Below are 23,757 nucleotides of genomic sequence, written 5' to 3'. Positions count from 1 at the left end.
TTTTCCGCCGCCGTTTTCTTTTGTCCGGCCCAGAACGATGCCCAGAACAACGAGCAGGAGACTACTTCTTGGTCGCCGGCCCCTCGGTTTCGCACATGATCATCATGGCGGCATCGGACATCGGGACCCACACCATCAAAAGGCGCCGCTTGTCCTTGTCCGCCAGATAGGCGGTGGTTTCCGGATCCTGGATGGAGCGGGCCTTGACCGGTCCGGTCAGCCAGCCGTTCTGTTCGAAGGAGGCCATGGTGGACTGGAAGATGCGGTCCATCTTCTCCTGGTCGCCCTTGCGGAACTCCCAGCCGTAGTTCTCCTGCTTGCTGCAACGGCGGCCGACATCGGCGGCGATCTTCTCCAGGAAGGCCTTGTAGCTGCCGTCATCGCGCAACGGGAAAGGCTGTTCGGGGAAGGGCACCTGCGCCATGGGCGAGACGCTCATCGTCTTCGGCGGCGCCTTGGCTGCCGGAGCCTTCTCCGCATCCTGAGCAAAGGCGTTTCCGGCCACCAGCATCAGGGCCGCCATGGTCAAGCTTGCCATGGTCGAGGTCATCAGGGGACGCATCCAACCACGCATGTCTTCTCCTCGCGGTGCTTGCGTTTCGCTGGACCGTCCGTTACCACGCCGACCGGCCGGTGTACACCGGCGACCGAAGAACGGGAGGGCCGTCATGACCGCCTCGCATGCCCAACAGGACGCCATGGGCGAAACCGTAACCGCCCGCCTGCAGGCGGTGCGCCGGTCCATCGCCGACACCTGCGCCGCCAGTGGCCGCGACTCCGGCGCCGTGACGCTGGTCGCCGTGTCCAAGACCCACCCGGCTGAAGCGGTGGAAGAAGCCCTCGCCGCCGGCCAGCGCGTCTTCGGCGAGAACCGCGTGCAGGAGGCCAAGGGCAAGTTCCCGGACCTGAAGGAGCGGTTCCCCGACCTGGAACTGCACCTGATCGGTCCGCTCCAGACCAACAAGGTCAAGGAGGCCGTTGCCCTGTTCGACGTGATCCAGACGGTGGACCGCCCGAAGCTGGCCGAGGCGCTGGCATCCGAGATGGCGAAGTCGGGCCGCCGCCCGCGCTGTCTGATCGAGGTCAACACCGGCGAGGAGCCCCAGAAGGCCGGCATTCCCCCGCGCGAGGTCGAAGCCTTCTTGGCTGCCTGCCGCGACACCTGGAATCTGCCGGTGACCGGCCTGATGTGCATCCCGCCGGTGGACGAGGAGCCGGCCATGCACTTCGCCCTTCTGGCCGAAATGGCTCGCCGCGCTGGCCTGCCCGAGGTCAGCATGGGGATGAGCGGCGATTACGAGACGGCCATCCGGTTCGGCGCGACGCATGTGCGCGTCGGCACGGCGATCTTCGGCGCCCGTCCCTACCCGGCCGCCTGAGCCTCGTCAGGTCTGAGCTTCATTGGGGTCGAGCACGGTCAACGCCGTGTCCGGCCCGCAATCCTTCAGAAGCCGCAGCAGGTCCGGCAGCGGGAGCGCGATGCAGCCGGCCGTCGGCTCCCAATCGGGCCTCGCGACGTGCATGAACACGGCGCTGCCCTGCCCCGGCACGACCGGATCGTCGTTGTGCCCCATCACCACGATGACGTCGTAGACGTGATCCTCGCGCCACAGTTCCTCGTGGCTGGCGGGATAGGGACGCTTGACCGGGCGGTTGTAGGCGGGGTCTTCGGGGGCGTCGCACCAGCCGTCGTCGGGGGCGATGGGCGACACGGGAAGCCCGGTTTCCGGCCGTTCCAGCCGGTCGGCCCGCCACAGCACGCGGCGCAGCGCGAAGCGGCCGACCGGGGTGGCGCCGTCGCCCTCCCGCTTGTCGGCCCGCACGCCGCCGCGTCCCAGCGCGCAGCGGAACGACCCGCCCGGCCAGATCAATTGGCCGCAAGGGTGAACCGTGATCTCCATGATATGACCGTCCGGGGTTTCGTCCGTCAGCTCGACACGCGCAGGTTCGGCGCCGCCGATTGGGCGGCCTTCCGGCTCTGCTCATACTTGGCCAGATTACGCATCATCGTCTCGGAAAGCATGTCCGGCGACACCGGCGTCGGGCCATTTGGAGTCTGTCCATTCGCGGCTTCGCCGCTGACCGCGTTCTGCGCCGTGGCGGCGGTGGCGCCCGGCAGCGGGGCCGCGTGCCTGGGCACCGTGTGCTTGGCCTGCATCGTGTTCGCCAGCACCGTGTCGCGGGCCGGCATGCGTGACGGATGCGGGACGTTTCCAGCGGTCAACGCGTCGCGCGGTGCGCTGCCCATCAACTGCTGAGCGGCCAGCTGCGCCCCAACCTGGGAACCGGGATTGGCGCTGCCGATCGCACCGCTTGCGGCCTTTGCGCCGGCCGGCGGGGCTGCGCTGGCGGTCAGGCGGATCGGTTGGTCGGCGGAACGGGGAGCCTCGGCGGAAGCCAACGGATGCTGCCCCGGCTGAGCGTTCGGCATCTGGGCGTTCGGCACCGCGGAGGATCCGGCCTGCGCCGGACCCTCCGCACGCGCCGCGACAGCCACGGCGGGGGCGGGATGGTCACCCCCACCGAAGCCGAGCGAAGCCATGACCTGACCGCCGAGATCCTTGCCGTTCGCCTCTTCCACGACCGCGTTGGCCAGGGATGCCATGCCGCCGATCACGCCACCGAACAGGATGCCGCCCATCACCTTGGAGGAGGGCTGGATCGTGTCGCCGGTGACCTCGCGGTAGATGTGGTTGACGATCGGGATGTGCTGCAGCGGGTTGATGACGTCGAGGAAGTCCCAAAAGGACATGTTCCCTTCGACGTCGGGCGTCCGGTCGCTCCAGGCCTCGTAGGTGACCGGTGCCGACGACCGCTCGCGCTGGACCGGCCGCATGGCGGCGGAAGCGTCCTGGGTAAGAGCGTCGATGGCCATGGTCGGTCTCCGGCACTGGGGTCGCCATCATCAAAGCAACCGGCGTGCCAGTTTTCGCGGGGCCTTTCACCCCTATTCTCCCTGATTCCGGCCGAATCGCCCGGAATCCGATTCCCCTGCCCTCACCCCCCGGCAAGACCTGCCGGGTGCCGGGGCGATTCCTGCCCGGCGGAGTTTCGAAGGTTCAAAAGGGCGAAGGTTCAGAACATGTGCCCGCTGCGCTCGGCCTTAGTGCGCAGATAGCCTTCGTTGTGGCCGTTGGCCGGGAAGATGTGCGGAACCCGCTCCACCACCTCGATCCCGCAGCGGGCGAGCTGGCGCAGCTTCTCCGGGTTGTTGGTCATCAGCCGCACCGAGGCGAAGCCCAGCTGCCGCAGCATCTCCGCCGCCGGCAGATAGACGCGCTCGTCCGCCTCGAACCCCAGGATCTCGTTGGCGTCCACGGTGTCGAAGCCACGGTCCTGGATGCGGTAGGCGCGCAGCTTGTTGACGAGGCCAATGCCGCGCCCTTCCTGCGCCAGATAGAGCAGCACGCCGCTGCCCTGCCGCGCGATCTCCGCGATGGCCCCGCGCAGCTGGTCGCCGCAGTCGCAGCGCAAAGACCCCAGCAGGTCGCCGGTGAAGCATTCCGAATGCAGGCGGGCCAGCACCGGCTGGTCCGGATCGGGCTCCCCGATGACGATGGCCAGATGCTCGGAACCGCCGTCGATGGGGCGGAAGGCGACGATGCGCGTGTTCTCCGCCGCGATCAGCGGCACGCGGGCGTCGGCCACCTGCCGCAGCGTGCGCACCACATGGACCCGGTAATCGGCGATGTCGCGCGCCCGCACCAGCAGCAGGTCGTTGCGCACCGCCCAACCTTCGGCCGAGCCGCGCACGCCGCGCGCCGGCGCCACCACGGCGGACGGCAGCAGCCGCGCCAGCCGGGCGAGTTCCACCGCCGCCGCCTCGCGGGAGTCCGCGTCCATCGCCGTCGCGGTCAGCCCCACCGGCAGGTCGCCGTCGGGGCGGTGTTCGGGATCGGCCAGCGCGTGTGCCTCGTCGGCGGTCAGGCCGCCGGGCAGCGACAACGCGACCACGCCCGTTCCTTCCTCCATCAGTTTCAGCACGGTGGCGCGGCGCCGCGTGACGGCCAGCACCGGCTCTCCGCCGGTCAGCCGCTTCAGCCGGGCGACCGCGTCGGAGGCCACGGATTCCACCGACACGGCGGCGCCGACGGTGCCGTCGGCGGTCTCAATGGCGACGGCCTCGCCCCGGCGCAGCGCGGCCAGCGCCCGGTCGACCGCGCGCATGGCGGCTTCGTCGAAGGGCTGGGCGGGTTCGGAATGAAGGTCGGCGTACATCGCAACGCTTATCGCTGACGGAAAAACACGAGATAGGCCCGAAGGCCGGGGAAGCAAAGCGCAGGTGCCGCACGCCTGTCCAGCAAATCCCGCGCGCCGGGCGCTCACCACACCGTTGTTCTTCCCGCAACGATGCCCGCTGAAGCTCCGGTGCGCGCCCTCCGGCGTTGCGCTATCCTGATCGCAGCGACAAAGACGGAGGGTTCGCCCCATGCCGGAACAGCCGGCTCTGCACTTCCTGGTCCCGGCGTGCCAAGCCCCGGAGGCTTATGGGCCGCGCATCGCCGAGGCCCTGCGGGCGGCGGGTTGGACCGTCACCACGCACGCCCTGCCCGGCGACTATCCGCTGGTGGACCAGTCGGCGATCCTCGCGGCGGACATTACCGTGTCGCGTCTGCCGGATGGCGCCGCCGTTCTGGTGGACGGCCTCGCCCTGCCCGGCATCGCGGCGGCCCTGTCCATCGACAACCGCCGTCTGCGCTTCGTCGCCTTGATCGAACGGCTGCTGTGGCGCGCGCCCGGCCTGAACGCCGACGAGGCGGCGGCCCGGCGCAATCTGGAACAGGGGGCGCTCGCCCTCATGCGCGCCGTCGCCGCGCCGAACGCCGAGGGCGTTGCGGAGGTCACCGCACTCGGCCTCGCGCCGGAGGCGGTCAGCGTCGTTTCCCCGGATGCCGGGGCTGTGGCCGACCTCGCCGCCGTGCTAAGGTCCGGGCCGGAGCCCACGGTGAAAACCCCCGCATGACGCCCGCCAAACGCATTCTCCTCGTCGACGACGACGACGCCCTGCGCCAGTCCCTGGCCGAACAGCTCCATCTGCTGGAGGAGTTCGAGACGGCGGAGGCCACCGACGCCGCCGGCGCGCTCGCGGCGGCGCGGGAGGGCGGCTTTTCGGCCATTCTGCTGGACGTCGGGCTGCCGGACATGGACGGGCGCGACCTGTGCCGGCTGCTGCGGCGGGAGGGGGTGCGCTGCCCGATTATCATGCTGACGGCGGCGGGGTCGGATGCAGACACCATCCTGGGGCTCGATTCCGGGGCCAACGACTACGTCACCAAGCCGTTCCGCCTGGGCGTCCTGCTGGCCCGCCTGCGCGCCCAGCTGCGCCTCTTCGACCAGACCGAGGACGCCGTCTTCGTCATTGGCCCCTACAGCTTCCGCCCCGCCGGCAAGCTGTTGCTGGACGAGGCGAAGAACCGCAAGATCCGCCTGACCGAAAAGGAAACGGCGATCCTGAAATACCTGTACCGGGCCGGGGGCGCCGTGGTCGGGCGCGACACGCTGCTGGGCGAGGTGTGGGGCTACAACGCCGCCGTCACCACCCACACGCTGGAAACGCACGTCTACCGCCTGCGCCAGAAGATCGAGCGCGACCCGTCGAACGCGGAAATCCTGGTGACCGAACCCGGAGGCTACCGCCTCGTCCCGTGAGGGCGATGCCCGTGGCCGGAACGGCCGGCGATGGTGACCGCCACCGGATAACCCATCCAGCGCTTGCGCGGCCCGTCCAACGCTGCGGCACCATGCTTGCCGTTGGACTTGCTGTTGACGCTCCACAGCCCCCGCCCGCGCGGCACCACCGGCAGCAGCCGGATCTTGCGCCCGACGATGGCAAGGCGCCGCCGCCAATGCGCGACGACCTTCGCCGAGGCGCCGACGCGACGCGCGATCTCGTGATCGGCCAGCAGCGCGCTGCCGGGATCCTGAAGCTGGTCGAGGATGGCGCGCCGCTTGTCGGCCTTGGTGTGGCGGATGTGCTTGCGTTCCAGCGCCTTGCCCACGTCCCACAGCTTTTCCGCCGTCTCGCGGGCCAGCGAGCGCCAGCGATCGGCCTCGTCCCGCTGCCGTTCCATCTCGCCGCTGGTTTTCTCCAGTTGGCGCTTCAGCCCGGCGATCTCCAGCTCCAGATCCTTCACCTGACGGCGCAGTCCCTGGACGAGCTGGTCGGGCGGCGGCGGCCGGTCGGGGGGAGCGGGCGTGACGACGGTGGGGGGCGGTTCCGACGCCGGGGCCGAACGGGCGCCAGCCGGTCGGGCTCCCTGGGCGAGATCGCGGAACGACATGCCCGCCCGCGACAGCATGATGCGGGCGGCGCGCAGAGCGGACAGAGCCTCACCCTGGTGCTCCGACTCGGCCATGGCGAGGACTTTGGCGAGCTTGTCAGGATCCATCCGTCGATCAGGTCCGGAGGCGAATCAGCACAGGATTTGCGAATTGCCCGGACACTACCACACCTTATTGGATTCGGCACCCCCACATATTGGGGTTATCGGCCAATCTTTCAGACCCTCCGAGGGGGTAGGTTTTTACTCGACTTGGGATCGGTGCGCGGCCAAATTGATGGCACCATGACGGAATCCACCGTTCCCGAATCCGCGGCACCCGAGTCCCAAGTCGCGGCGCCGGCCTTCACCGTGCGCTTCTGGGGCGTCCGGGGCAGTATCGCCTCCCCCGGACCCGACACCGTCCGTTACGGCGGCAACACCCCATGCATCGAGGTGCGCTGCGGCGACGCGCTGCTGGTGCTGGACGCCGGCACTGGGCTGCGTCCGCTGGGCGAGACGCTGTTGCGCCAGGGGCCGGTCGATCTCGACCTGTTGCTGACGCACAGCCATCTGGACCACATCTGCGGCCTGCCCTTCTTCGCCCCGGCCTTCGATCCGAACAGCCACGTGCGGCTGTGGGCCGGTCACCTGACGCCGGACCACGGGTTGCGCTCGGTCCTGCGCGGCATGATGTCGGCCCCGCTGTTCCCGGTCCCGGTGGAGATCTTCACCGCCGACTGCTCCTTCAAGGATTTCCAAGGGGGCGAGACGCTGGCCCTGAAGCCGGGCGTCACCGTGCGCACCGCGCGCCTGAACCATCCGGACGGTGCCGTCGGCTATCGGGTGGAGTTCGCCGGGCGCAGCGTCTGCTACGTCACCGACACCGAACACCCGGCCATGGGCCGCGACCCCGACGTGGTCGCGCTGGTGCGCGGGGCCGACCTGCTGATCTACGACAGCACCTACAGCGACGCGGAATACCCGGCCCGCGTCGGCTGGGGCCATTCCACCTGGCAGGAGTGCCTGCGCCTTGCCGAGGAGGCCGGGGTCGGCCGGGCGGTCATCTTCCACCACGACCCGTCGCGCACCGACGCGCAGCTGGACGCCATCGCCGCCGCCGCCGAGGCGATGCGCCCCGGCACGCTGGTCGCCCGCGAAGGCATGGTTCTGACGCCATAGTTGATCCCCACCCGCCTGTGATGTTTTTCAGCCACATGGGAGCCGTATTTCGAGTCCCGTGGTAACTTGTCGCTGCAAGCTCTTGTGACAACTATGGTATGAAGGCCGCTTGCAACCGCAGGGGGAACTCTGGGGGAAATGATGCGGCCCTTTTTGCGCCTTACATTGCCGTGCCTGCTCGTCGGGGGCTTCCTGAGCGGATGCGCCTCCACCCCTGCACCGCAATCGACGCTGGGCGCTTCGCCCCGGTCGATCACCCTATATCATCCACAAAGCGGCGAGACGGTCAGCGCCACCTACTGGCGCGGTGACGGTTACGACCACGCGGCGTTGCAGGAGATTTCCACACTGTTCCGCGACCGCCGCAGCGGCGAGATCGCTCCGGTCGATCCGGCGCTGGTGGACATGCTGGTGGAACTGCGCGAGCGCTGCGGCGCCCCGGCCGACACGCCGGTCCACATTACGTCCGGCTACCGCTCCCAGACGACCAACGTGGCGCTGGCCCGCAGCAACCCGTACGTGGCCGAGAACAGTTTTCATCTGCGCGGACAAGCGGCGGACATCTACATTCCCGGCGTTCTGCCGCGCCGCATCGCGGACGAGGCGGCGGCCATGCAGCGCGGCGGCTACGCCCTGTACCCGCACAGCGGCCACGTCCATGTGGACACCGGCCCCTTCCGCACCTGGACGCCGAAGGGCGGCGAGCCGCGCACGACGCCGGCGATTCTGGAGGCTAAGGCCACCCCGCGCGCCAAGCCGGCACCGAAGGCCGAGCCGAGGGTGCAGGTTGCCGAGACGAAACCCGCCCCGGCCGCCAAGGCGCCTGGGGGGAAGCCCGTGGAGATCAAAACCGTGGCGTCCGCCGCTCCGGCCGATCTATCCCGTGTCCGCCTCGTGCTGGCCCAGTTGAAGGATCAGCCGTCGGCGGTACCGACCAAGGACAGGAAGAAGCCCTGAGGAACACGCCTCGTTCCGGGTTAAAATCCTTGGGAAGGAGGCGCCCGTTCCGTGAAGGTCCTGTTCCACGTCCAGCACTTGCTCGGCATCGGCCACGACCGGCGCGCTGCCCTGATCGCCAGGGGGCTGTCGGCCGCCGGCATGGATGTGACGGTGCTGCGCGGCGGCCATCCCGTTCCGGGCATCGGCTATGGCCCGGCGGCGGTGATCCAGCTTCCCCCCGCCCGCGCCGCCGACGAAACCTTCAAGACCCTGCTGGACGAGCACGGCAACCCCATCGACGACGCGTGGCGCGCGAACCGGCGGGAGGCTGTTCTAAACGCGTTTAAACGCGTCCAGCCCGACGCGCTGCTGGTGGAATCCTTCCCCTTCGGCCGCCGTGCCTTCCGGTTCGAACTGCTGCAGCTGCTGGAGGCCGCCCGCGCAGCCGGGACCGTCACCGCCTGCTCGGTGCGCGACATCCTGGTCGCCAAGGCCAATCCCGACCGGCTGGAGGAGAGTACCGCGACCGTGGAGCGCCTGTTCGACCGCGTGCTGGTGCATGGCGATCCGGACTTGATCCCCTTCGATGCCACCTTCCCGCTCGCTTCCCGCATCGCCGACCGCATCCGCTACACCGGCTACGTCGCCGCACCACCCTTAGCCGCTGAAACCACGGACGGAACGGACGAGGTGATCGTGTCGGTCGGCGGCGGGGCGGTCGGCTTGCCGCTGCTGCGCGCCGCACTGGCCGCCCGTCCGCTGACCCCGGCGGGCGATGCCGTCTGGCGTCTGCTGGTCGGGCCGGACGTGCCGGATGCGGCCTTCCGCGCGCTGGCCGCCGACGCCCCGCCCGGCGTGCTGGTGGAGCGCGCCCGGCCGGACTTTCCCGCCCTGCTCCGCCGCTGCCGCCTATCGGTCAGTCAGGCCGGCTACAACACGGTGCTGGACCTGTTGCAGGCCGGCTGCCGCGCCGTCGTCGTGCCCTTCGCCGCCGGCGGCGAGACCGAACAGCCGACCCGCGCCCGTCTGCTGGAACGGCGCGGTCGGCTGGTGGTGGTCGAGGAGGCCGGCCTGACCGCCGAAACCCTGGCGGCTGGTATCAGTCGCGCGCTGACCCAACCCGCACCGCCGCCCGTTCCCGTCCGCCTGGACGGCGCCGCCGGAACCGCGCGTTTGCTGGCGGAAGCGGTGGGCGGCTAAACCTATTGAGACGCTTGGATTTGTGCCGCGCGCGCGCCATGCTGGTGCCCGGCTCAGCTTCGGCGGTTCCGCGTGATGACCCAACCCGTTTCCGCCTCTTGGCATGACTTGGTGGAGGAATTGGACCGCTGGGCCGATGCCGGCCGCGTCGCGACCTTCTGGTGGCGCGACGACGACGCGACCGAGCCCGCGGAGGAACTTCTGAGGCTCATCAGTCTTTGCCGGTCACACAACCTGCACCTCGCCCTCGCCGTGATACCGGCCGTCGCGGGGCCGGCGTTGGGCTCGTTCCTGTCGATGTGCTCCGACGTCACCGTTCTTCAGCACGGCTGGTCGCACGCCAACCACGCCGCGCCCGCCGCGAAGAAATGCGAACTGGGCGCGGAACGTCCGATAAAGGCGACCATGGCCGAACTGGCCGAAGGCAGGCTGGTGCTGGAAGGGCTGTTCGGGCGGCGCGCCCTGCCCGTTCTCGTCCCGCCCTGGAACCGCATCGACCCCGGCGTCATGTCGCGTTTGGCGGACATCGGCTTCACCGGCCTGTCCACCTTCGGACCGAGCAAGGGCACACCGCCAAATCTGACTTGCGTCAACACGCATGTGGATCCGGTGGCGTGGCGGTCGGGCGGCGGTTTTCTCGGCGATGACCAGACTCTGGGCATGGCGGTTTCCCATCTGCGCGCCCGGCGCCTGGGCGATGTTGACGCAATCGAGCCCACCGGCCTGTTGACGCACCATCGGATCATGGACGCCGCGACCTGGGCCTTTACCGAACGTTTCCTTCGCACCACCCTGTCCCACCCGGCGGCCCGCTGGCTGCCGCCCGAGACCCTGTTTGGAGCCGCCTGAATGTCGGAGGTGCTGCGCTACCCGTCCGCTGTCCTGCTCGGCGACTACGCGCGGGCGGCGGCGGGGCTGGCCCTGACGGTCCTTCCGCTGGCGCTGGTCAACGTCAGTCCGTGGATCGGCGCGCCGCTGGCCGCCTGCGCCCTGCTGTTCGCCGCCTTCGCCGCGCGCACCGCCCAGCGACAGTTCACCCGCGTCACCATGGACGAACAGAGCGTTCGGGCCGAGGGGCCGTTGGGCGCCGCCATCCGCTGGGACGATCTGACCGGCCTGCGCCTGCGCTACTACGCCACCCGACGCGGCCGGGAAGGCTTTCGGCCAGAGGGGGGATGGATGCAGGCCACGCTGACCGGGCGTGGCGGACGCATCCGGCTCGACTCGACGCTCGACGGCTTCGACGCGGTGATCGAACGGGCGGTCGAGGCGGTGCGGCGCAACGGGATCACCCTCAGCCCGGTGACGGTGGACAACCTGCTGGCGCTGGGCATCGATCCGCCGGAGGATCCGGAATCATGACCCGCACGCTGCTCCGGGTGGAAGACCTGAAGGTCGATTTCCACGTGCCGGGCGGCGTGGTTCATGCGGTGCGCGGCGTGTCCTTCCGGATCCGGCCCGGCTCGACCGTTGCGCTGGTCGGCGAGTCGGGGTCCGGCAAGTCGGTGGCGGCGCAGTCGATCCTGCGTATCCTTCCCCGTTCCGCCGAGATTACCGGCGGGCGCATCCTGTTCGATGACGGCTCCGGCGCGGTGGACATCGCCGGTCTGAAGGCCGACGGCAAGACGATGCGGGACCTGCGCGGCGGCCGCATCTCGATCATTTTTCAGGAGCCGATGACATCGCTGTCGCCGCTGCACACCATCGGCGATCAGGTGGGCGAGGCGGTGCGGCTGCACCAGAGGGTCACCGCCAACCAGGCCCGCGCGCTGGCCGAGGATATGCTGCGCCGGGTGCGTTTCCCCGACCCGAAGCGGGCGCTCGACACCTATCCGTTCGAACTGTCGGGCGGCCTGCGCCAGCGGGCGATGATCGCCATGGCGCTGGTCTGCCGCCCGGCCCTGTTGATCGCCGACGAGCCGACGACCGCGCTGGACGTCACCATCCAGGCGCAGATCCTGAAGCTGATCAAGGATCTTCAGGCCGACTTCGGGATGGCCGTTCTGCTGATCACCCATGATCTGGGCGTGGTCGCCAACGTCGCGGAGGAGGTTGTGGTCATGCACCGCGGCCGGGTGATGGAGGCCGGCACCCGCGAGGACATCTTCGGCGACCCGCGCCACCCGTACCTGAAGGCCCTGCTGCGCGCCGTTCCGCGCTTCCACATGGCGCCGGGCGAGCGGCTGGTGCCGATCCGCTCGATCACATCCGAAGGCGGCAGCCTGCTGGAGAAGGACCATCAGCCCTGGCCGCCCGGTGCGGCGTCGGCCGGGCCGCTGCTGGCCGTGGAGGGCGTCAGCAAGCGCTACGGCGCCCGCAAGGCCGGCTGGTTCGGCGCCAAGGCGTCGGCGGGTACGCTGGCCGTGGACGATGTCAGCTTCACCATCGCCCAGGGGGAATGCGTCGGGCTGGTCGGCGAGTCCGGCTGCGGCAAGACGACCCTGTCCAAGATCCTGATGCGGGCGCTGACCCCCGACGCCGGGGCCGTCCGCTTCAACGACCACGGCCAAATCCTGGACGTGCTGGGCTTGCAGGGCGAGGAGCTGACCCGCTTCCGCCGCAAGGTGCAGTTCGTTTTCCAAGACCCGTTCGGCTCGCTGAACCCCCGCATGACCGTCTTCGACATCATCGCCGAACCGCTGGTCATCCACCGCATCGGCGACGAGGCCGAACGGGCCGAGCGGGTGAAGGAGCTGATGGGCCTCGTCGGGCTCGACGCGCGGCACGTCCGGCGCTACCCGCACAGCTTCTCCGGCGGCCAGCGCCAGCGCATCGGCATCGCCCGCGCGCTGGCGCTGCGGCCGGAACTGCTGCTGCTGGACGAGCCGGTGTCGGCGCTGGACGTGTCCATCCAGGCGCAGGTGCTGAACCTGCTGAAGGACCTGAAGGAGCGGCTGGGCCTGACCTACCTGTTCGTCAGCCACAATCTGGCCGTGGTGGACTACATGGCCGACCGCATTCTGGTCATGTGCCGGGGCCGCATTGTCGAGACCGCCCCGCGCGAGGCGCTGTTCCGCAACCCGGTCCATCCTTACACGCGGGCGCTGCTGGACGCCGTGCCCGATCCGGACCCGAGCTGCCCGCTGGCCCTGACCGACCTGGAGGAAGGCCACGCCTCCGATCCCGCCCGCTGGCCCGCCCCCTTCACCATCGACGCCGATCACGAACCGCATCTGGTGGACCTGGGCGGCGGGCACTGCGTCCGGGCCGATGCGTCGGTGCGGGTCAGGGAGATGGCGTGATGCGACCTGTTCTCCTCCCCCTCGCCTTCCTTGTGTTGAGTGCGTTTAGCGCCGTTGAGACGCCCATGCTGGCGGATGCGGTGGCGGCGGGGTCTCTGCCGCCGGTGGAGCGGCGCTTGCCCGAACAGCCGGCCGTGGTACCGATGGACTGGACGTGGCAGCAGCCGGGCCGGCATGGCGGCGACCTCGGCACCTTGATGGCGCGGACTAAGGACACGCGGCTGATCTATGTCTACGGCTACGCCCGGCTGGTGTCGCTGACCCCGGACCTGCGCATCGTTCCGGACATTCTGGAGCGGGTCGAGGCGAGCGAGAGCCGCGTCTACACCCTGACCCTGCGCCGGGGCCACCGCTGGTCGGACGGCCAGCCCTTCACCACCGAGGATTTCCGCTACTGGTGGGAGGACATGGCCTCCAACCCCAAGCGCTTCCCCGGCGGCCCGCCGCCGGAGCTGCTGGTCGGCGGTGAGGCGCCGAAGGTCGAAATCCTGGACGAGGTCACCGTCCGCTACAGCTGGAGCCGCCCCAACCCCTTCTTCCTGCCGATGCTGTCGGGGGCCAAGCCGGTCGAGATCTACGCGCCGGCCCATTACCTGCGGCAGTTCCACCCCCGCTACACCGACGAGGAGACGCTAAAGCGCCGGATCGAGGAGGCCCGGCAGAAGAACTGGCAGCAGCTTCACAACCGCAAGGACAATCTGACCGAGTTCGACAATCCGGACCTGCCGACCCTTCAGCCCTGGGTCCCGACCACCGCCCCGCCGGCCGAGCGCTTCGTCTTCGTCCGCAACCCTTACTTCCACCGCGTCGATCCCGCCGGGCGGCAGCTGCCCTATCTCGACCGCGTTGTCATGACGGTGGCCGATGCCAAGATCATCCCGGCCAAGACCGGGGCTGGGGAAAGCGACCTTCAGGCCCGCTATCTGCGCTTCGACAACTACACCTTTCTGACGCAGGGGGCGCGGCGCAACGGCTACCGGGTCACGCTGTGGCGCACCGGCATCGGGGCGCAGATGGCGCTGTTCCCCAACCTGAACTGCAACGACCCGGTGTGGCGGGCGCTGAACCGCGACGTCCGCTACCGCCGCGCTCTGTCGCTGGCCATCGACCGGGAGGAGCTGAACGAGGTCGTCTATTACGGCCTCGCCATCCCCTCCAACAACACGCTGCTCGACGTCTCGCCGCTGTGGCGGCCGGAATACCGGGACCGCTGGGCAACCTTCGACATCCGCTACGCCAACCGGCTGCTGGACGAGATCGGCCTGACCAAGCGCGACGTGAACGGCGTCCGCTTGCTGCCCGACGGCCGCCCGCTGGAGATCGTCGTGGAGACCGCCGGGGAGAGCACCGAGGAGACCGACGCGCTGGAGCTGATCGCCGACGGCTGGCGGCGGATCGGGGCGCGGCTCTATATTCGCTCGTCCCAACTGGACGTGTTCCGCAACCGCATCTTCGCGGGCGAGACCTGCATGTCCATCGCGCGCGGCGTGGACGACGCCATCGCCACGGCGGACATGAGCCCGGCGGAAATGGCGCCGACCGATCAGGCCAAGTACCAGTGGCCCAAGTGGGGCCAGCATTTCCAGACCATGGGCAAGGACGGCGAACGCCCCGACCTTCCCGAGGCGGTGGAACTGCTGGACGCCTTCCGCGCGTGGCGGATGGCGACGGACGAGGCCGGACGGGCGGCGGCGTGGCACCGCATCCTGTCCATCAACGCCGATCAGGTCTTCACCATCGGCACCGTCGCCGGGGTGCCGCAGCCGGTGGTGGCGCGCGACACCCTGCGCAACGTCCCGCCGGAGGGCCTCTTCAACTATGACCCCGGCGCGCATTTCGGGATGTACCGGCCGGACACCTTCTGGCTGGAGGCGAAGGAGTGAGGCCATGCTGGGCTACGTGATCCGCCGCATCCTCATCATGATCCCGACGCTGCTGGCGATCAGTGTCATCACCTTCGTCATCATCCAGCTGCCGCCCGGCGACTACCTCACCACGCTTGTCACCGAGATGCAGAGCCGGGGCGAAAGCCTGGACCAAGGGCGTCTCGCCATGCTGCGGGAGACCTACGGGCTCGACCGGCCGATGTACGAGCAGTATCTGGTCTGGGTGACCGGCATGCTGCGCGGCGACTTCGGCTATTCCTTCGAATACAACATGCCCGTGGCCGATGTGGTCGGCGACCGGCTGCTGCTGACCGCGATCCTCTCAGGCTCGACCATCGTCTTCATCTGGGCGGTGTCCTTCCCGATCGGCATCTACTCAGCCACACACCAGTACAGCCTGGGCGACTACACGCTGACCTTCCTGGGATTCCTCGGGCTCGCCACGCCCAATTTCCTTCTGGCCCTGGTGCTGCTGTATTTCGCCAACGTGTGGTTCGGCACCTCCATCGGCGGGCTGATGGACCCGCATTACCTCGGCCAACCCTGGAGCTGGGGGAAGGCCATGAGCGTGCTGGAACACCTGTGGATCCCGGTCATGGTCATCGGCACCTCGGGCACCGCCGCGATGATCCGTCGCCTGCGCGCCAACCTGCTGGATGAGCTGCACAAGCCGTACGTGGTCACAGCGCGGGCCAAGGGGCTGCCGCCCGCCAAGGCGCTGGTGAAATACCCACTGCGCGTGGCGCTGAACCCCTTCATCTCCGACATCGGCAACCTCTTGCCGCAGATCGTGTCGGGCGCGGCGGTCGTGTCGGTGGTCATGTCGCTGCCGACCACGGGGCCGATGCTGCTCCAGGCCTTGCGCAGCCAGGACATGTATCTGGCGGGATCCTTCCTGATGTTCCTGGCGATTCTGACCGTCGTGGGTGTGTTCCTGTCCGATCTGGCGCTGGCGGCGCTCGACCCGCGCATCCGCCTGGGCGGAGGGGCCAGCCGATGAGCGACGCGACCTCCGACCGCCTGCCCCACACCGCCGACACCGCCCCCTGGGACCCGGAGCATGTCGAGCGCCTGTCACCGGAGCAGGAACGCTTCACCATGGCATCGCAATGGCGGATGGTCTGGTGGAAGCTGAAGCGCCACCGGCTGGCCGTTGTGTCGGGGGTGATCCTGCTGCTGCTCTACGCCTCCACGTTGGTCAGCGAGGTGCTGGCGCCCTACGCGGTGGACAGCCGCCATTCCCGCTTCATCCACGCCCCGCCGCAGGCCGTGCACCTGTTCCACGAGGGGGAGTTCGTCGGGCCGTTCGTCTACGGCTACCGCTATCACCTGAACATGGAGACCCTGACGCGGGAGTACGAACCGGACAAGAGCAAGGTCCAGCCGATCCGCTTCTTCTGCCGGGGCGACCCGTACAGGTTCTGGGGCCTCGTCGAGGCGGACCTACACCTCGCCTGCCCGGCCGAGGGCGGCACGCTGTTCCTGCTGGGCACCGACCGGCTGGGCCGGGACATGCTGTCGCGGATGATCCACGGCACGCGCATCTCGCTCACCATCGGGCTGCTGGGCATCGCGGTCAGCTTCGTGCTGGGCATCACCATCGGCGGCATCGCCGGCTATTACGGCGGCTGGGTGGACAACCTGATCCAGCGCCTGATCGAGATCATCCGATCCTTTCCCGAACTGCCGCTGTGGATGGCGCTGTCCGCCGCCCTGCCCGTCACCTGGAACCCGATCTTCGTCTATTTCGGGATCACCGTGATTTTGGGCCTTCTGGAATGGACCGGCTTGGCGCGGGCCGTGCGGTCTAAGCTGCTGGCCTTGCGGGAAGAGGATTTCACCACGGCGGCGCAGCTGATGGGCGCCAGCCCCGCCCGCATCATCGGCCGGCACCTGCTGCCGAGCTTCATGAGCCACCTGATCGCCTCGGCGACGCTGGCCATCCCCGGCATGATCCTGGGCGAGACGGCGCTGTCCTTCCTGGGTCTCGGCCTGCGCCCGCCGATCACCAGCTGGGGCGTGCTGCTGACCGAAGCGCAGAACATCAACGTGGTGGCGCTCTATCCCTGGCTGATGCTGCCGGTCGTGCCGGTGATCCTGACGGTGCTGAGCTTCAACTTCCTGGGCGACGGGCTGCGCGACGCGGCGGATCCCTACCGGTAGGGATTCACACCCCCTGCCCGCTCAGCACCTCGCGCAGCCGGCCGGTGGTCTTGTCCAGGCGATGGGCCAGGGCGCGCATGATCTCCAAGGCCATCTGCGGGAAATCGGCGATCATCTGGAGGAAATGGTCTTTGGGCACGCACAGGGCGTCCAGTTCGGACAGCGCGCGGACGGTGGCGGTGCGCGGCACGTCGCAGAGGATGGCGATCTCGCCGACGATCTCGCTCGCCCCCAGGGTGGCGACGGCGAGCGGGCCGGCGGGGGTGCGCACCTCCACCTCCGCCTCGCCGCTCAGGATGATGAAGGCGCAAGTCCCCATCTCGTCCTGATGGAACAGAACCTCGCCGGGCTTGTAGGTCACCCGCTCGCTGGTGAAGGCCAGAAGCTTCAGTTTGGAAATCTCGACGTTGGCGAACATCGGTATCTTGCGCAGGCATTCGACTTCTTGCGCGATGCTCATGGGTTGAGCCTCCTCCTGGCTCTTTGGCGCTAGGGGCCAAGGCGTTGTTGGGCTGGCATCATTCCGCCGCCATCAGTTCATGCAACAGTGTGCCGGGTTTGTTCAGTTCCTCAAAGCGTCCCTGTTCGGCGACCCGCCCATCCTTCAGGACGATCACGCGGTCGAAGGCGCTGGCGAAGCTGGCGCGGTGCAGCACCCAGACGAGGCCGCGCCCGCGCATCTCCTCCAGGATCGCGCTGTGCACCCGGTTCTGGCTGGCCCCGTCTAGGCCGCTGGTCGCCTCGCTCAGCACCAACAGGTCGGGCCGTTTCAGCAGCGCGCGGGCGAGCGCCGCCTTCTGCCGCTGCGCCGCCGACAGGCGGGACCCGGCGACGCCGACCGGGTGGTCGAGCCCTACCTCGATCACCGTGTCGCGCAGGTGCAGCCGGTCCACCAGCTCGGCCAGGATGCGGCCGACCTTGGAATGCACCTGGGCCTGACCGTAAACCAGCTTTCCGAACAGGATGTTGTCCTGGATGCTGGCCGCCGCGTTGTAGGCCGCCGGGTCGAAGAAGGCGACCGAGTCGCGGAGATCCGCCGGCAGGTCGGCGGCGAAGACGCGCCGGGCCTCCAGTAGCTGCGCCTCGATCTTCGGCGTCATCAGGCCCAGGCGGTGCCGCGCCGGGATCAGGCGGAAGGGCAGGGCCATCAGCCGCGCCCGCTCCTCCGGCTTCAGGGCGCGGAGGCCCTCCTTCGCGCTGCGCGCCAGGATGGCCTGATAGTCCGGCAGTTCGGCGAAGCCGATGAAGGAGAAGCGCTCGAAGAACTCGTGCCCCGGCGGCAGGCCGGCGAACAGCTCCACCATCGTCTCGGCCACCTTGTACCCGGCCTCCAGAAAGGTGTCGGTCAGGCCGACCTTGTCCAGCACACGCAGTACGTAGGGGTTGGCCGCCAGCGCGTCGGGCTGGAAGACCGGGCCGACCGGTGTGCCGAACAGCAGGTTTTCCGCCACGCTGGCGTTCAGGGTGTAGCGAGCGGGGTCGAAACGTTCGACCAGCCGGCCGAGGTCGGGGTTGTCCAGAACGGTGCGCATCGCCTCGCGCGCCTCCAGCACGCGGGCGGCCACGTCGGGGCGCCGGTCCGGGTCGACGGTGCGGGTCAGGCCCATGGCGTAGACGTCCTCGTCCAGATGCACCAGCGTCAGAATCTGGAGAATGCGGCGCTTCAGATCCTCCGGCCCGTCGCAGCCGGCGGCGGCGTAGTCGATCCAGTCGGCGCGCAGGTCGTAGGTGGCGTTCCCCGACAGCTGCGATTCCATCAGCCGGCGCTGGTGGCGCTCGGCCATCTCGCCGGGATTCTCGTCACGCTTCTCGGGCGGGCGCAACGGGCGGTGGCGCAGGCCGTAGATCAGGTTGTCGTGCAGCGAGGCGGAGAACAGGTAGGGCGACGCCCCCACATAGGCGGCGTGGCGGCCGGTCACGCTGTCGGGCAGGGTGGCATAGTCGCGCTCGCCCAGCCGAATCTGCCCGGCCGACGGCAACAGCACGCGCGCCGCCAGCTGCGCCAGCTCGTCCCGGCCGGAGCCGGTGCCCACCACGGCGGTGTGGCTGTCCAGGGGGATGTCGCAGCTGACCGCCTCCAGCGCCCGCGCGCCGCCGTCCTCGCCGAAGGTGACGTTGCGGAAGGCGAGGGTGCCCTTCAGAGGCATGTCCTCGTCGGCGGTCAGCAGCCGCTCGTCCAGCAATTCGGGGACGTGGAACTGCTCCACCACCTGCTCGTACTTGATTCGGTTGTCCTCCTTCTGCTGGTACCAGTCCAGCAGCTCCTTCCAGGGTGCGGCGAGGTCCTTGTAGGCGGCCAGCACCGCCACCAGCGCGCCGAAGGACAGCTGGCCCCGGATCACCAGATAGCCGCCAATGGAATAGAAGAAGAAGGGCGTCAGCTGGTTGATGAAGTTGTTCAGGAATTTGACGAAGAACTTGCGCTGATAGATCTGGAAGCGGATGTCGTAGACGTCGCCCAGCCGGTGGCTGAGGTCGGCCAGATGCCAGGATGCTGCGTCGTGGGTGTGCACCTCCTGAATGCCGGACACCGTCTCGCCCACCCGGTCGGAGATCTGGCGCATGGCGCGCACGCGCTGCTTGCCCAGCTGGTTGACCTTGCGTTGCAGGCGCGGGATCAGCCAGCCCTGAAGGGGATACAGCGACACCGCCGCCGCCCCCAGCACCGGGTCCTGGATGAAGATGAAGGCGATGTAGACCAGCAGCGTGCCGCCCTGGAACACCGGGACGGCGATGGCGTCGCCGATGAAGCCGCCCAGCGGCTCCACCTCCGCGGTGATCATCGGGATGATCTCGCCCGGCGACATCTTGCGGAAGCGGGGCAGGGGAAAGCGCAGCACCCGCACATACAGCTCGTAGCGCAGGCGGCGCAGCATCCGTTCGCCCAGCCGCCCCTTGTAGGTGTTGATGACGTACTTGAACCAGCCGTTGATCACCACCAGCGCCAGGAACAGCCCGCTCAGCACGAACAGGTAATCGGTCTGGTCGAGGTGGAGGCCGAAATAGGTCTCCGGCACCTTCTTGCCCGCGATGGCCTCGTTGACGATGCGCTTGGGCAGATCCAGCGAGGCGTAGAGGAACGGGAAGGAGGCCAGCGTCATCCCCGTTAGCACGACCTGCTGGCGGGCGCTGTGCCGGACGATGAAGCGGTAGATGCTGGATTCCATGGCGCCATCCTACCAAGGAGACGGCGGGTGCGCGGAGGAGGCAGAGACCTTACCTCCTTTGCTGCATGGCGGGAGAGGGCCGGGTTTGCGCATTTTTTATGGGAGCGGATTTCACGGCCCTGTGGAAGCGGCCATGCGGAAGCGGAGAGTGCCGATGAGCGATCGCCCGACGTCCGGCCGCGTTCTGATCTACAGCCACGATACCTTCGGGCTGGGCCACCTGCGCCGCTGCCGCGCCATCGCCCACGCGCTGGTGGAGCGGTACAAGGATCTGTCCGTGCTGATCCTGTCCGGCTCACCCATCGTCGGCAGCTTCGATTTTCGCGCGCGGGTGGACTTCGTGCGCATCCCCGGCGTCATCAAGCTGCGCAATGGGGAATACACAGCGCTGAACCTGCATTTGGACATCGAGGAAATTTTGGCGATGCGGGCCTCGCTGATCCGCCACACGGCGGAGGCGTACCAGCCCGACCTGTTCATCGTGGACAAGGAACCGCTGGGCCTGCGCGGCGAGGTGCGCGAGACGCTGCACGACCTGAAGCGGCGCGGCGTGCCCCTGGTGCTGGGCCTGCGCGACGTGATGGACGAACCCGCCCTGCTCGTCCCGGAGTGGGAGCGCAAGAAGGTCATGCCCGCCCTGGAGGAACTCTACGACGAGCTGTGGGTCTACGGCCTGCCGCAGATCTGCGACCCGCTGGAGGGGATCGAGGTGCCGGACACGGTGCGGTCCCGCATGGTCTACACCGGCTATCTGCAACGCACGGCCCCGGCCCCCGGTCCGCACCTGCCCGGCATCCCGGAGGAGCCCTACATCCTCGTCACCGCCGGCGGCGGCGGGGACGGGGAAGCGCTGATCGATTGGGTGCTACGCGCCTATGAGAGCGATCCCGACATTCCCTACCGCGCCGTGTTGGTCTTCGGCCCCTTCATGCAGCCAGACGCCCAGGCCTACTTTCAGGCCCGCGCCGACGCCCTGCCCAAGGTCGAGGCCACGGCCTTCGAGGCGCGGATCGAGCGGCTGATGCTGGGGGCGGTCGGGGTGGTCGCCATGGGCGGCTACAACACCTTCTGCGAGATCCTGTCCTTCGACAAGCGGGCGCTGATCGTCCCGCGCGAGAAGCCGCGCCGCGAACAGACCATCCGTGCCGCCCGCGCGCAGGACTTGGGGCTGGTCTCCATGCTGATGGACGACGGTATTCGCGATCCCGGCGCCATGGCGGCGGCGCTGCGCCGGCTGCCTTGGCAGGCGCCACCCTCGGCCGTGCGCGTGCCCGGCCTGCTGGACGGGCTTGAGACGGTCAACGACCTCGCCGGCCGCTACCTGCCGCAACGCGAGCCGCCCAGGCGCTTCGCCACTGGTTTCGCCTCCGGGAGCGCCGCATGACCGTGGCGGTCATCGTCAAGGGCTGGCCGCGCCTGTCGGAAACCTTTATCGCCCAGGAAGTGCTGGGGTTGGAGCGGCGGGGCTTGCGTCAAGTCATCGTCAGTTTGCGTCAACCAACCGACACAGCGGTGCACGAGCTGAACTACCGCGTCACGGCGCCGGTCCTCTATCTCCCCGAATATCTGCACGACGCGCCGGGGCGGGTGGCGCGGGCGGTATGGGCCGCGCGGCGCCGGCCGGGGTGGAGTAGGGCGGTGTCCGCCTGGACGGCCGACCTGCGCCGCGACCCCACGCGCAACCGGGCGCGCCGCTTCGGGCAGGCTTGTGTCCTGGCGGCGGAACTGCCGGCCGACGTGACGTGGCTGCACAGCCATTTCCTGCACACGCCGGCCAGCGTGGCCCGCTACGCCGCGCTGCTGACCGGCCTGCCCTGGAGTTTTTCCGCCCACGCCAAGGACATTTGGACCTCCCCCGATTGGGACAAGCGCGAGAAGCTGGCCGAGGCGCACTGGGGCGTAACCTGCACCGCGCTCGGTCACGCGCATCTCGCGGCGCTGGCACCGGAGGCGGGCCAAATGGAGTTGGGCCGGGTGGAGTTGCTGTACCACGGGCTGGACTTCGCCCGCTTCCCCGACCCGCCCGCCGCCCGGCCGCCGCGCGACGGCTCCGACCCGGCCGACCCGGTGCTCCTGCTGTCGGTCGGGCGGGCGGTGGAGAAGAAGGGGCTGGATCTCGTGCTCGACGCGCTGGCCCGGCTTCCTCCCAACCTCCACTGGCGCTGGCTGCATGTCGGCGGGGGCGAGCGTCTGGCAACTCTGAAGGAACAGGCGGAGCGGCTGGGCCTGACCGGCCGGGTCGAATGGCTCGGTGCGAAGGCGCAGGACGCGGTGATCACGCAGTACCGGCGCGCCGACCTGTTCGTGCTGCCCTGCCGGACCGCGCGGGACGGTGACCGCGACGGGCTGCCCAACGTGCTGATGGAAGCGCAGGCGCAGGCGCTGCCCTGCGTCTCCACCCGCGCGGCGGCAGTGCCGGAACTGATCGAGGACGGGGTGACCGGCCTGCTGGTGGAGCCGGAGGATGTGCCCGCCCTGGCGGCAGCGCTGGAGTCGCTGATCCGCACCCCCGCCCGCCGCGCTGCGCTGGGCACGGCCGGGGCGGCACGCGTCCGCCGGGACTTCGGCTGCGACGCGGGAATCGACCGGCTGTATCGGCGCTTTACGGGGGACGAAGGGCATACAAACGTCACCGCGTCAGCTCCCTGTTGTGCGTTGCACCCATGAAGGGCGGGCTGTAGAGTGCGCGCGTTCCGCCACCAGACCAGCATCATGGCGACTGCTCCCGACATCACCGCAGCGGCCCCGCTCGATTTTTTCGAGTTGGACGACGACACCGACGCCGTCGTCACCAGCCACGAGCTGTCGGTGACGCGCAGCAAGCTGGGCGATCTTCTCGACCTGCTGCCGGCCGGGCTGCTGATTCACCAGGAAATGGGCATCGTCTTCGCCAATCAGGAAGCCGCGCGCATTCTGGGGGCCGATGGCGAAGCGCTGATCGGGCGCCATTATCTCGATTTCGTGGAGAGCGCGGACGCCGAGGCGCACCGCGACTTCTTCACCCGCTGCCTGCGCGGGCATGAGCTGATCCGCTCGCAGGATGGGGCGGTGCTGTCGGTGGACGGGCGGCGCATCCGCGTGCAGGTCAGCATGTCGCCGCTGCCCTGGGACGGGTTGCCGGTCATCTACGTGATGATCAACGACGTGACGCAGCTGAAGGAGAGCGAGGAGCGGCTGCGGCACCTGTCGATCACCGACCCGCTGACCAACACCTTCAACCGCCGCCATTTCTTCGAGGTCGCCGAGCGCGAGGTCGCCCACGCCCGCCGCCATGGCCGGCCGACCAGCCTGCTCGCCATCGACATCGACCATTTCAAGCGCATCAACGACAGCTTCGGCCACGCCGTGGGCGACGAGGCGCTGAAGGCCTTCACCCAGGCCTGCGAGGCCGAACTGCGCGCCAGCGATCTGCTGGGCCGCATGGGGGGCGAGGAGTTCGCGGTCCTGCTGCCGGAAACCGATATGGGCGGCGCCCGCATGGTGGCCGAACGCATCCGCCGCAGCATGGCCGAACTGGTCGTGAAGGCGGGGACCGAGGAGGTCCGCTTCACCGTGTCCATCGGCATTTCCTCCTGCCGGGCGGGGGAGCGCAGCGTGGACGCCTTGCTGTCCTGCGCCGACGAGGCGCTGTACCGCGCCAAGGACGCCGGCCGGAACCGCGTGATCGACGAGGTGGACGTTTCCTTCTTCTAAGCGCCTTTCTTCGAAACGACGGGAG

General features: G+C 68.9%; 22 protein-coding genes. 15 read left to right on the top strand and 7 right to left on the bottom strand.

Annotated elements, in window-relative coordinates:
- Positions 1–61: 61 nt before the first annotated feature.
- Positions 62–574 carry a hypothetical protein gene (locus J2852_RS04415; protein ID WP_209871507.1) on the bottom strand — a complete coding sequence of 171 codons (513 nt, stop codon included), beginning with the start codon at positions 572–574 and terminating at the stop codon, positions 62–64.
- A gap of 94 nt (positions 575–668) precedes the next feature.
- Here J2852_RS04415 and J2852_RS04410 point away from each other — a divergent pair, with 94 nt between their 5' ends.
- Positions 669–1,379: a YggS family pyridoxal phosphate-dependent enzyme gene (locus tag J2852_RS04410; RefSeq protein WP_209871504.1), complete on the top strand. Its 711-nt coding sequence runs from the start codon at positions 669–671 to the stop codon at positions 1,377–1,379.
- Positions 1,380–1,385: 6 nt separating this feature from the next.
- On the opposite strand, the gene J2852_RS04405 is transcribed toward J2852_RS04410, so the two are convergent.
- The 3 genes from J2852_RS04405 to ribA all read right to left on the bottom strand — a co-directional run bounded on the left by J2852_RS04405 (position 1,386) and on the right by ribA (position 4,218).
- Positions 1,386–1,901: a L,D-transpeptidase family protein gene (locus J2852_RS04405; RefSeq protein ID WP_209871501.1), complete on the bottom strand. Its 516-nt coding sequence runs from the start codon at positions 1,899–1,901 to the stop codon at positions 1,386–1,388.
- A gap of 26 nt (positions 1,902–1,927) precedes the next feature.
- Entirely contained in the window at positions 1,928–2,875 is a 948-nt protein-coding gene (locus J2852_RS04400; protein ID WP_209871498.1) for a hypothetical protein, read from the bottom strand.
- A gap of 200 nt (positions 2,876–3,075) precedes the next feature.
- Positions 3,076–4,218 (bottom strand): GTP cyclohydrolase II, encoded by a 1,143-nt coding sequence (gene ribA, locus J2852_RS04395; protein WP_209871495.1) that lies wholly within the window; start codon positions 4,216–4,218, stop codon positions 3,076–3,078.
- A gap of 211 nt (positions 4,219–4,429) precedes the next feature.
- Between ribA and J2852_RS04390 the strand changes: the two genes are divergently transcribed.
- Together J2852_RS04390 and J2852_RS04385 are read left to right on the top strand one after the other, a co-directional pair.
- Entirely contained in the window at positions 4,430–4,963 is a 534-nt protein-coding gene (locus J2852_RS04390) for a glycosyl transferase (protein ID WP_209871493.1), read from the top strand.
- Positions 4,960–5,649, top strand: coding sequence for a response regulator transcription factor (locus tag J2852_RS04385; RefSeq protein ID WP_209871490.1), 690 nt, complete (start codon positions 4,960–4,962; stop codon positions 5,647–5,649). Before J2852_RS04390 ends, J2852_RS04385 begins: the two co-directional genes overlap by 4 nt.
- On the opposite strand, the gene J2852_RS04380 is transcribed toward J2852_RS04385, so the two are convergent.
- Entirely contained in the window at positions 5,631–6,389 is a 759-nt protein-coding gene (locus J2852_RS04380) for a hypothetical protein (protein ID WP_246499289.1), read from the bottom strand. The genes J2852_RS04385 and J2852_RS04380 overlap by 19 nt on opposite strands.
- A gap of 177 nt (positions 6,390–6,566) precedes the next feature.
- On the opposite strand from J2852_RS04380, the gene J2852_RS04375 reads away from it, so the two are divergent.
- The 9 genes from J2852_RS04375 (at position 6,567) to J2852_RS04335 (ending at position 16,872) form a co-directional block, all read left to right on the top strand.
- Positions 6,567–7,442 (top strand): MBL fold metallo-hydrolase, encoded by an 876-nt coding sequence (locus J2852_RS04375; RefSeq protein WP_209871487.1) that lies wholly within the window; start codon positions 6,567–6,569, stop codon positions 7,440–7,442.
- Between the two features lie 138 nt (positions 7,443–7,580).
- Positions 7,581–8,399: a YcbK family protein gene (locus J2852_RS04370; protein ID WP_246499288.1), complete on the top strand. Its 819-nt coding sequence runs from the start codon at positions 7,581–7,583 to the stop codon at positions 8,397–8,399.
- A 51-nt stretch (positions 8,400–8,450) separates the two neighbouring features.
- Complete coding sequence (locus J2852_RS04365) at positions 8,451–9,581, top strand: glycosyltransferase family protein (protein WP_209871484.1); 1,131 nt, start codon at positions 8,451–8,453, stop codon at positions 9,579–9,581.
- A gap of 75 nt (positions 9,582–9,656) precedes the next feature.
- Positions 9,657–10,430 (top strand): polysaccharide deacetylase family protein, encoded by a 774-nt coding sequence (locus tag J2852_RS04360; RefSeq protein WP_209871481.1) that lies wholly within the window; start codon positions 9,657–9,659, stop codon positions 10,428–10,430.
- Positions 10,431–10,943: a hypothetical protein gene (locus tag J2852_RS04355; RefSeq protein ID WP_209871479.1), complete on the top strand. Its 513-nt coding sequence runs from the start codon at positions 10,431–10,433 to the stop codon at positions 10,941–10,943. It abuts the gene before it with no gap.
- Positions 10,940–12,823 carry an ABC transporter ATP-binding protein gene (locus J2852_RS04350; protein WP_209871476.1) on the top strand — a complete coding sequence of 628 codons (1,884 nt, stop codon included), beginning with the start codon at positions 10,940–10,942 and terminating at the stop codon, positions 12,821–12,823. The genes J2852_RS04355 and J2852_RS04350 overlap by 4 nt, the downstream gene beginning before the upstream one ends.
- 65 nt (positions 12,824–12,888) lie before the next feature.
- The gene (locus tag J2852_RS04345) at positions 12,889–14,706 is read left to right on the top strand and encodes an ABC transporter substrate-binding protein (protein ID WP_246499287.1); all 1,818 of its coding nucleotides are present in this window, start codon (positions 12,889–12,891) and stop codon (positions 14,704–14,706) included.
- Between the two features lie 4 nt (positions 14,707–14,710).
- A complete protein-coding gene (locus J2852_RS04340; RefSeq protein ID WP_209871471.1) occupies positions 14,711–15,709 on the top strand; it encodes an ABC transporter permease in 999 nt (332 codons plus the stop codon).
- Entirely contained in the window at positions 15,706–16,872 is a 1,167-nt protein-coding gene (locus J2852_RS04335) for an ABC transporter permease (protein WP_209871468.1), read from the top strand. The genes J2852_RS04340 and J2852_RS04335 overlap by 4 nt, the downstream gene beginning before the upstream one ends.
- Positions 16,873–16,876: 4 nt before the next feature.
- Here J2852_RS04335 and J2852_RS04330 read toward each other — a convergent pair whose 3' ends face one another.
- The gene (locus J2852_RS04330) at positions 16,877–17,332 is read right to left on the bottom strand and encodes a cyclic nucleotide-binding domain-containing protein (protein WP_209871465.1); all 456 of its coding nucleotides are present in this window, start codon (positions 17,330–17,332) and stop codon (positions 16,877–16,879) included.
- A gap of 58 nt (positions 17,333–17,390) precedes the next feature.
- The gene (locus J2852_RS04325) at positions 17,391–20,039 is read right to left on the bottom strand and encodes an ABC transporter ATP-binding protein (protein ID WP_209871462.1); all 2,649 of its coding nucleotides are present in this window, start codon (positions 20,037–20,039) and stop codon (positions 17,391–17,393) included.
- 154 nt (positions 20,040–20,193) lie between these two features.
- On the opposite strand from J2852_RS04325, the gene J2852_RS04320 reads away from it, so the two are divergent.
- From J2852_RS04320 to J2852_RS04310, 3 genes are read left to right on the top strand one after another with little or no spacing between them, the layout of a single operon-like run.
- Positions 20,194–21,423, top strand: a complete 1,230-nt coding sequence (locus tag J2852_RS04320) for a glycosyltransferase family protein (protein WP_209871460.1) — start codon at positions 20,194–20,196, stop codon at positions 21,421–21,423.
- Positions 21,420–22,706, top strand: coding sequence for a glycosyltransferase family 4 protein (locus J2852_RS04315; protein ID WP_209871457.1), 1,287 nt, complete (start codon positions 21,420–21,422; stop codon positions 22,704–22,706). The genes J2852_RS04320 and J2852_RS04315 overlap by 4 nt, the downstream gene beginning before the upstream one ends.
- Positions 22,707–22,721: 15 nt before the next feature.
- Positions 22,722–23,732 carry a GGDEF domain-containing protein gene (locus tag J2852_RS04310; protein WP_209871454.1) on the top strand — a complete coding sequence of 337 codons (1,011 nt, stop codon included), beginning with the start codon at positions 22,722–22,724 and terminating at the stop codon, positions 23,730–23,732.
- Positions 23,733–23,757: the final 25 nt, after the last annotated feature.

Origin of the sequence: Azospirillum soli (assembly GCF_017876165.1) — a bacterium.
In the GTDB taxonomy this organism is placed as follows: domain Bacteria; phylum Pseudomonadota; class Alphaproteobacteria; order Azospirillales; family Azospirillaceae; genus Azospirillum; species Azospirillum soli.
This window is presented reverse-complemented; position numbering and strand designations above follow the sequence as displayed.

What these genes read in the sequence shown, in the direction of transcription:
- J2852_RS04415 (WP_209871507.1), bottom strand. Translation starts at nt 574, where the DNA reads ATGCGTGGTTGGATGCGTCCCCTGATGACCTCGACCATGGCAAGCTTG.
- J2852_RS04410 (WP_209871504.1), top strand. Translation starts at nt 669, where the DNA reads ATGACCGCCTCGCATGCCCAACAGGACGCCATGGGCGAAACCGTAACC.
- J2852_RS04405 (WP_209871501.1), bottom strand. Translation starts at nt 1,901, where the DNA reads ATGGAGATCACGGTTCACCCTTGCGGCCAATTGATCTGGCCGGGCGGG.
- J2852_RS04400 (WP_209871498.1), bottom strand. Translation starts at nt 2,875, where the DNA reads ATGGCCATCGACGCTCTTACCCAGGACGCTTCCGCCGCCATGCGGCCG.
- ribA (WP_209871495.1), bottom strand. Translation starts at nt 4,218, where the DNA reads ATGTACGCCGACCTTCATTCCGAACCCGCCCAGCCCTTCGACGAAGCC.
- J2852_RS04390 (WP_209871493.1), top strand. Translation starts at nt 4,430, where the DNA reads ATGCCGGAACAGCCGGCTCTGCACTTCCTGGTCCCGGCGTGCCAAGCC.
- J2852_RS04385 (WP_209871490.1), top strand. Translation starts at nt 4,960, where the DNA reads ATGACGCCCGCCAAACGCATTCTCCTCGTCGACGACGACGACGCCCTG.
- J2852_RS04380 (WP_246499289.1), bottom strand. Translation starts at nt 6,389, where the DNA reads ATGGATCCTGACAAGCTCGCCAAAGTCCTCGCCATGGCCGAGTCGGAG.
- J2852_RS04375 (WP_209871487.1), top strand. Translation starts at nt 6,567, where the DNA reads ATGACGGAATCCACCGTTCCCGAATCCGCGGCACCCGAGTCCCAAGTC.
- J2852_RS04370 (WP_246499288.1), top strand. Translation starts at nt 7,581, where the DNA reads ATGATGCGGCCCTTTTTGCGCCTTACATTGCCGTGCCTGCTCGTCGGG.
- J2852_RS04360 (WP_209871481.1), top strand. Translation starts at nt 9,657, where the DNA reads ATGACCCAACCCGTTTCCGCCTCTTGGCATGACTTGGTGGAGGAATTG.
- J2852_RS04355 (WP_209871479.1), top strand. Translation starts at nt 10,431, where the DNA reads ATGTCGGAGGTGCTGCGCTACCCGTCCGCTGTCCTGCTCGGCGACTAC.
- J2852_RS04350 (WP_209871476.1), top strand. Translation starts at nt 10,940, where the DNA reads ATGACCCGCACGCTGCTCCGGGTGGAAGACCTGAAGGTCGATTTCCAC.
- J2852_RS04345 (WP_246499287.1), top strand. Translation starts at nt 12,889, where the DNA reads ATGCTGGCGGATGCGGTGGCGGCGGGGTCTCTGCCGCCGGTGGAGCGG.
- J2852_RS04340 (WP_209871471.1), top strand. Translation starts at nt 14,711, where the DNA reads ATGCTGGGCTACGTGATCCGCCGCATCCTCATCATGATCCCGACGCTG.
- J2852_RS04335 (WP_209871468.1), top strand. Translation starts at nt 15,706, where the DNA reads ATGAGCGACGCGACCTCCGACCGCCTGCCCCACACCGCCGACACCGCC.
- J2852_RS04330 (WP_209871465.1), bottom strand. Translation starts at nt 17,332, where the DNA reads ATGAGCATCGCGCAAGAAGTCGAATGCCTGCGCAAGATACCGATGTTC.
- J2852_RS04325 (WP_209871462.1), bottom strand. Translation starts at nt 20,039, where the DNA reads ATGGAATCCAGCATCTACCGCTTCATCGTCCGGCACAGCGCCCGCCAG.
- J2852_RS04320 (WP_209871460.1), top strand. Translation starts at nt 20,194, where the DNA reads ATGAGCGATCGCCCGACGTCCGGCCGCGTTCTGATCTACAGCCACGAT.
- J2852_RS04315 (WP_209871457.1), top strand. Translation starts at nt 21,420, where the DNA reads ATGACCGTGGCGGTCATCGTCAAGGGCTGGCCGCGCCTGTCGGAAACC.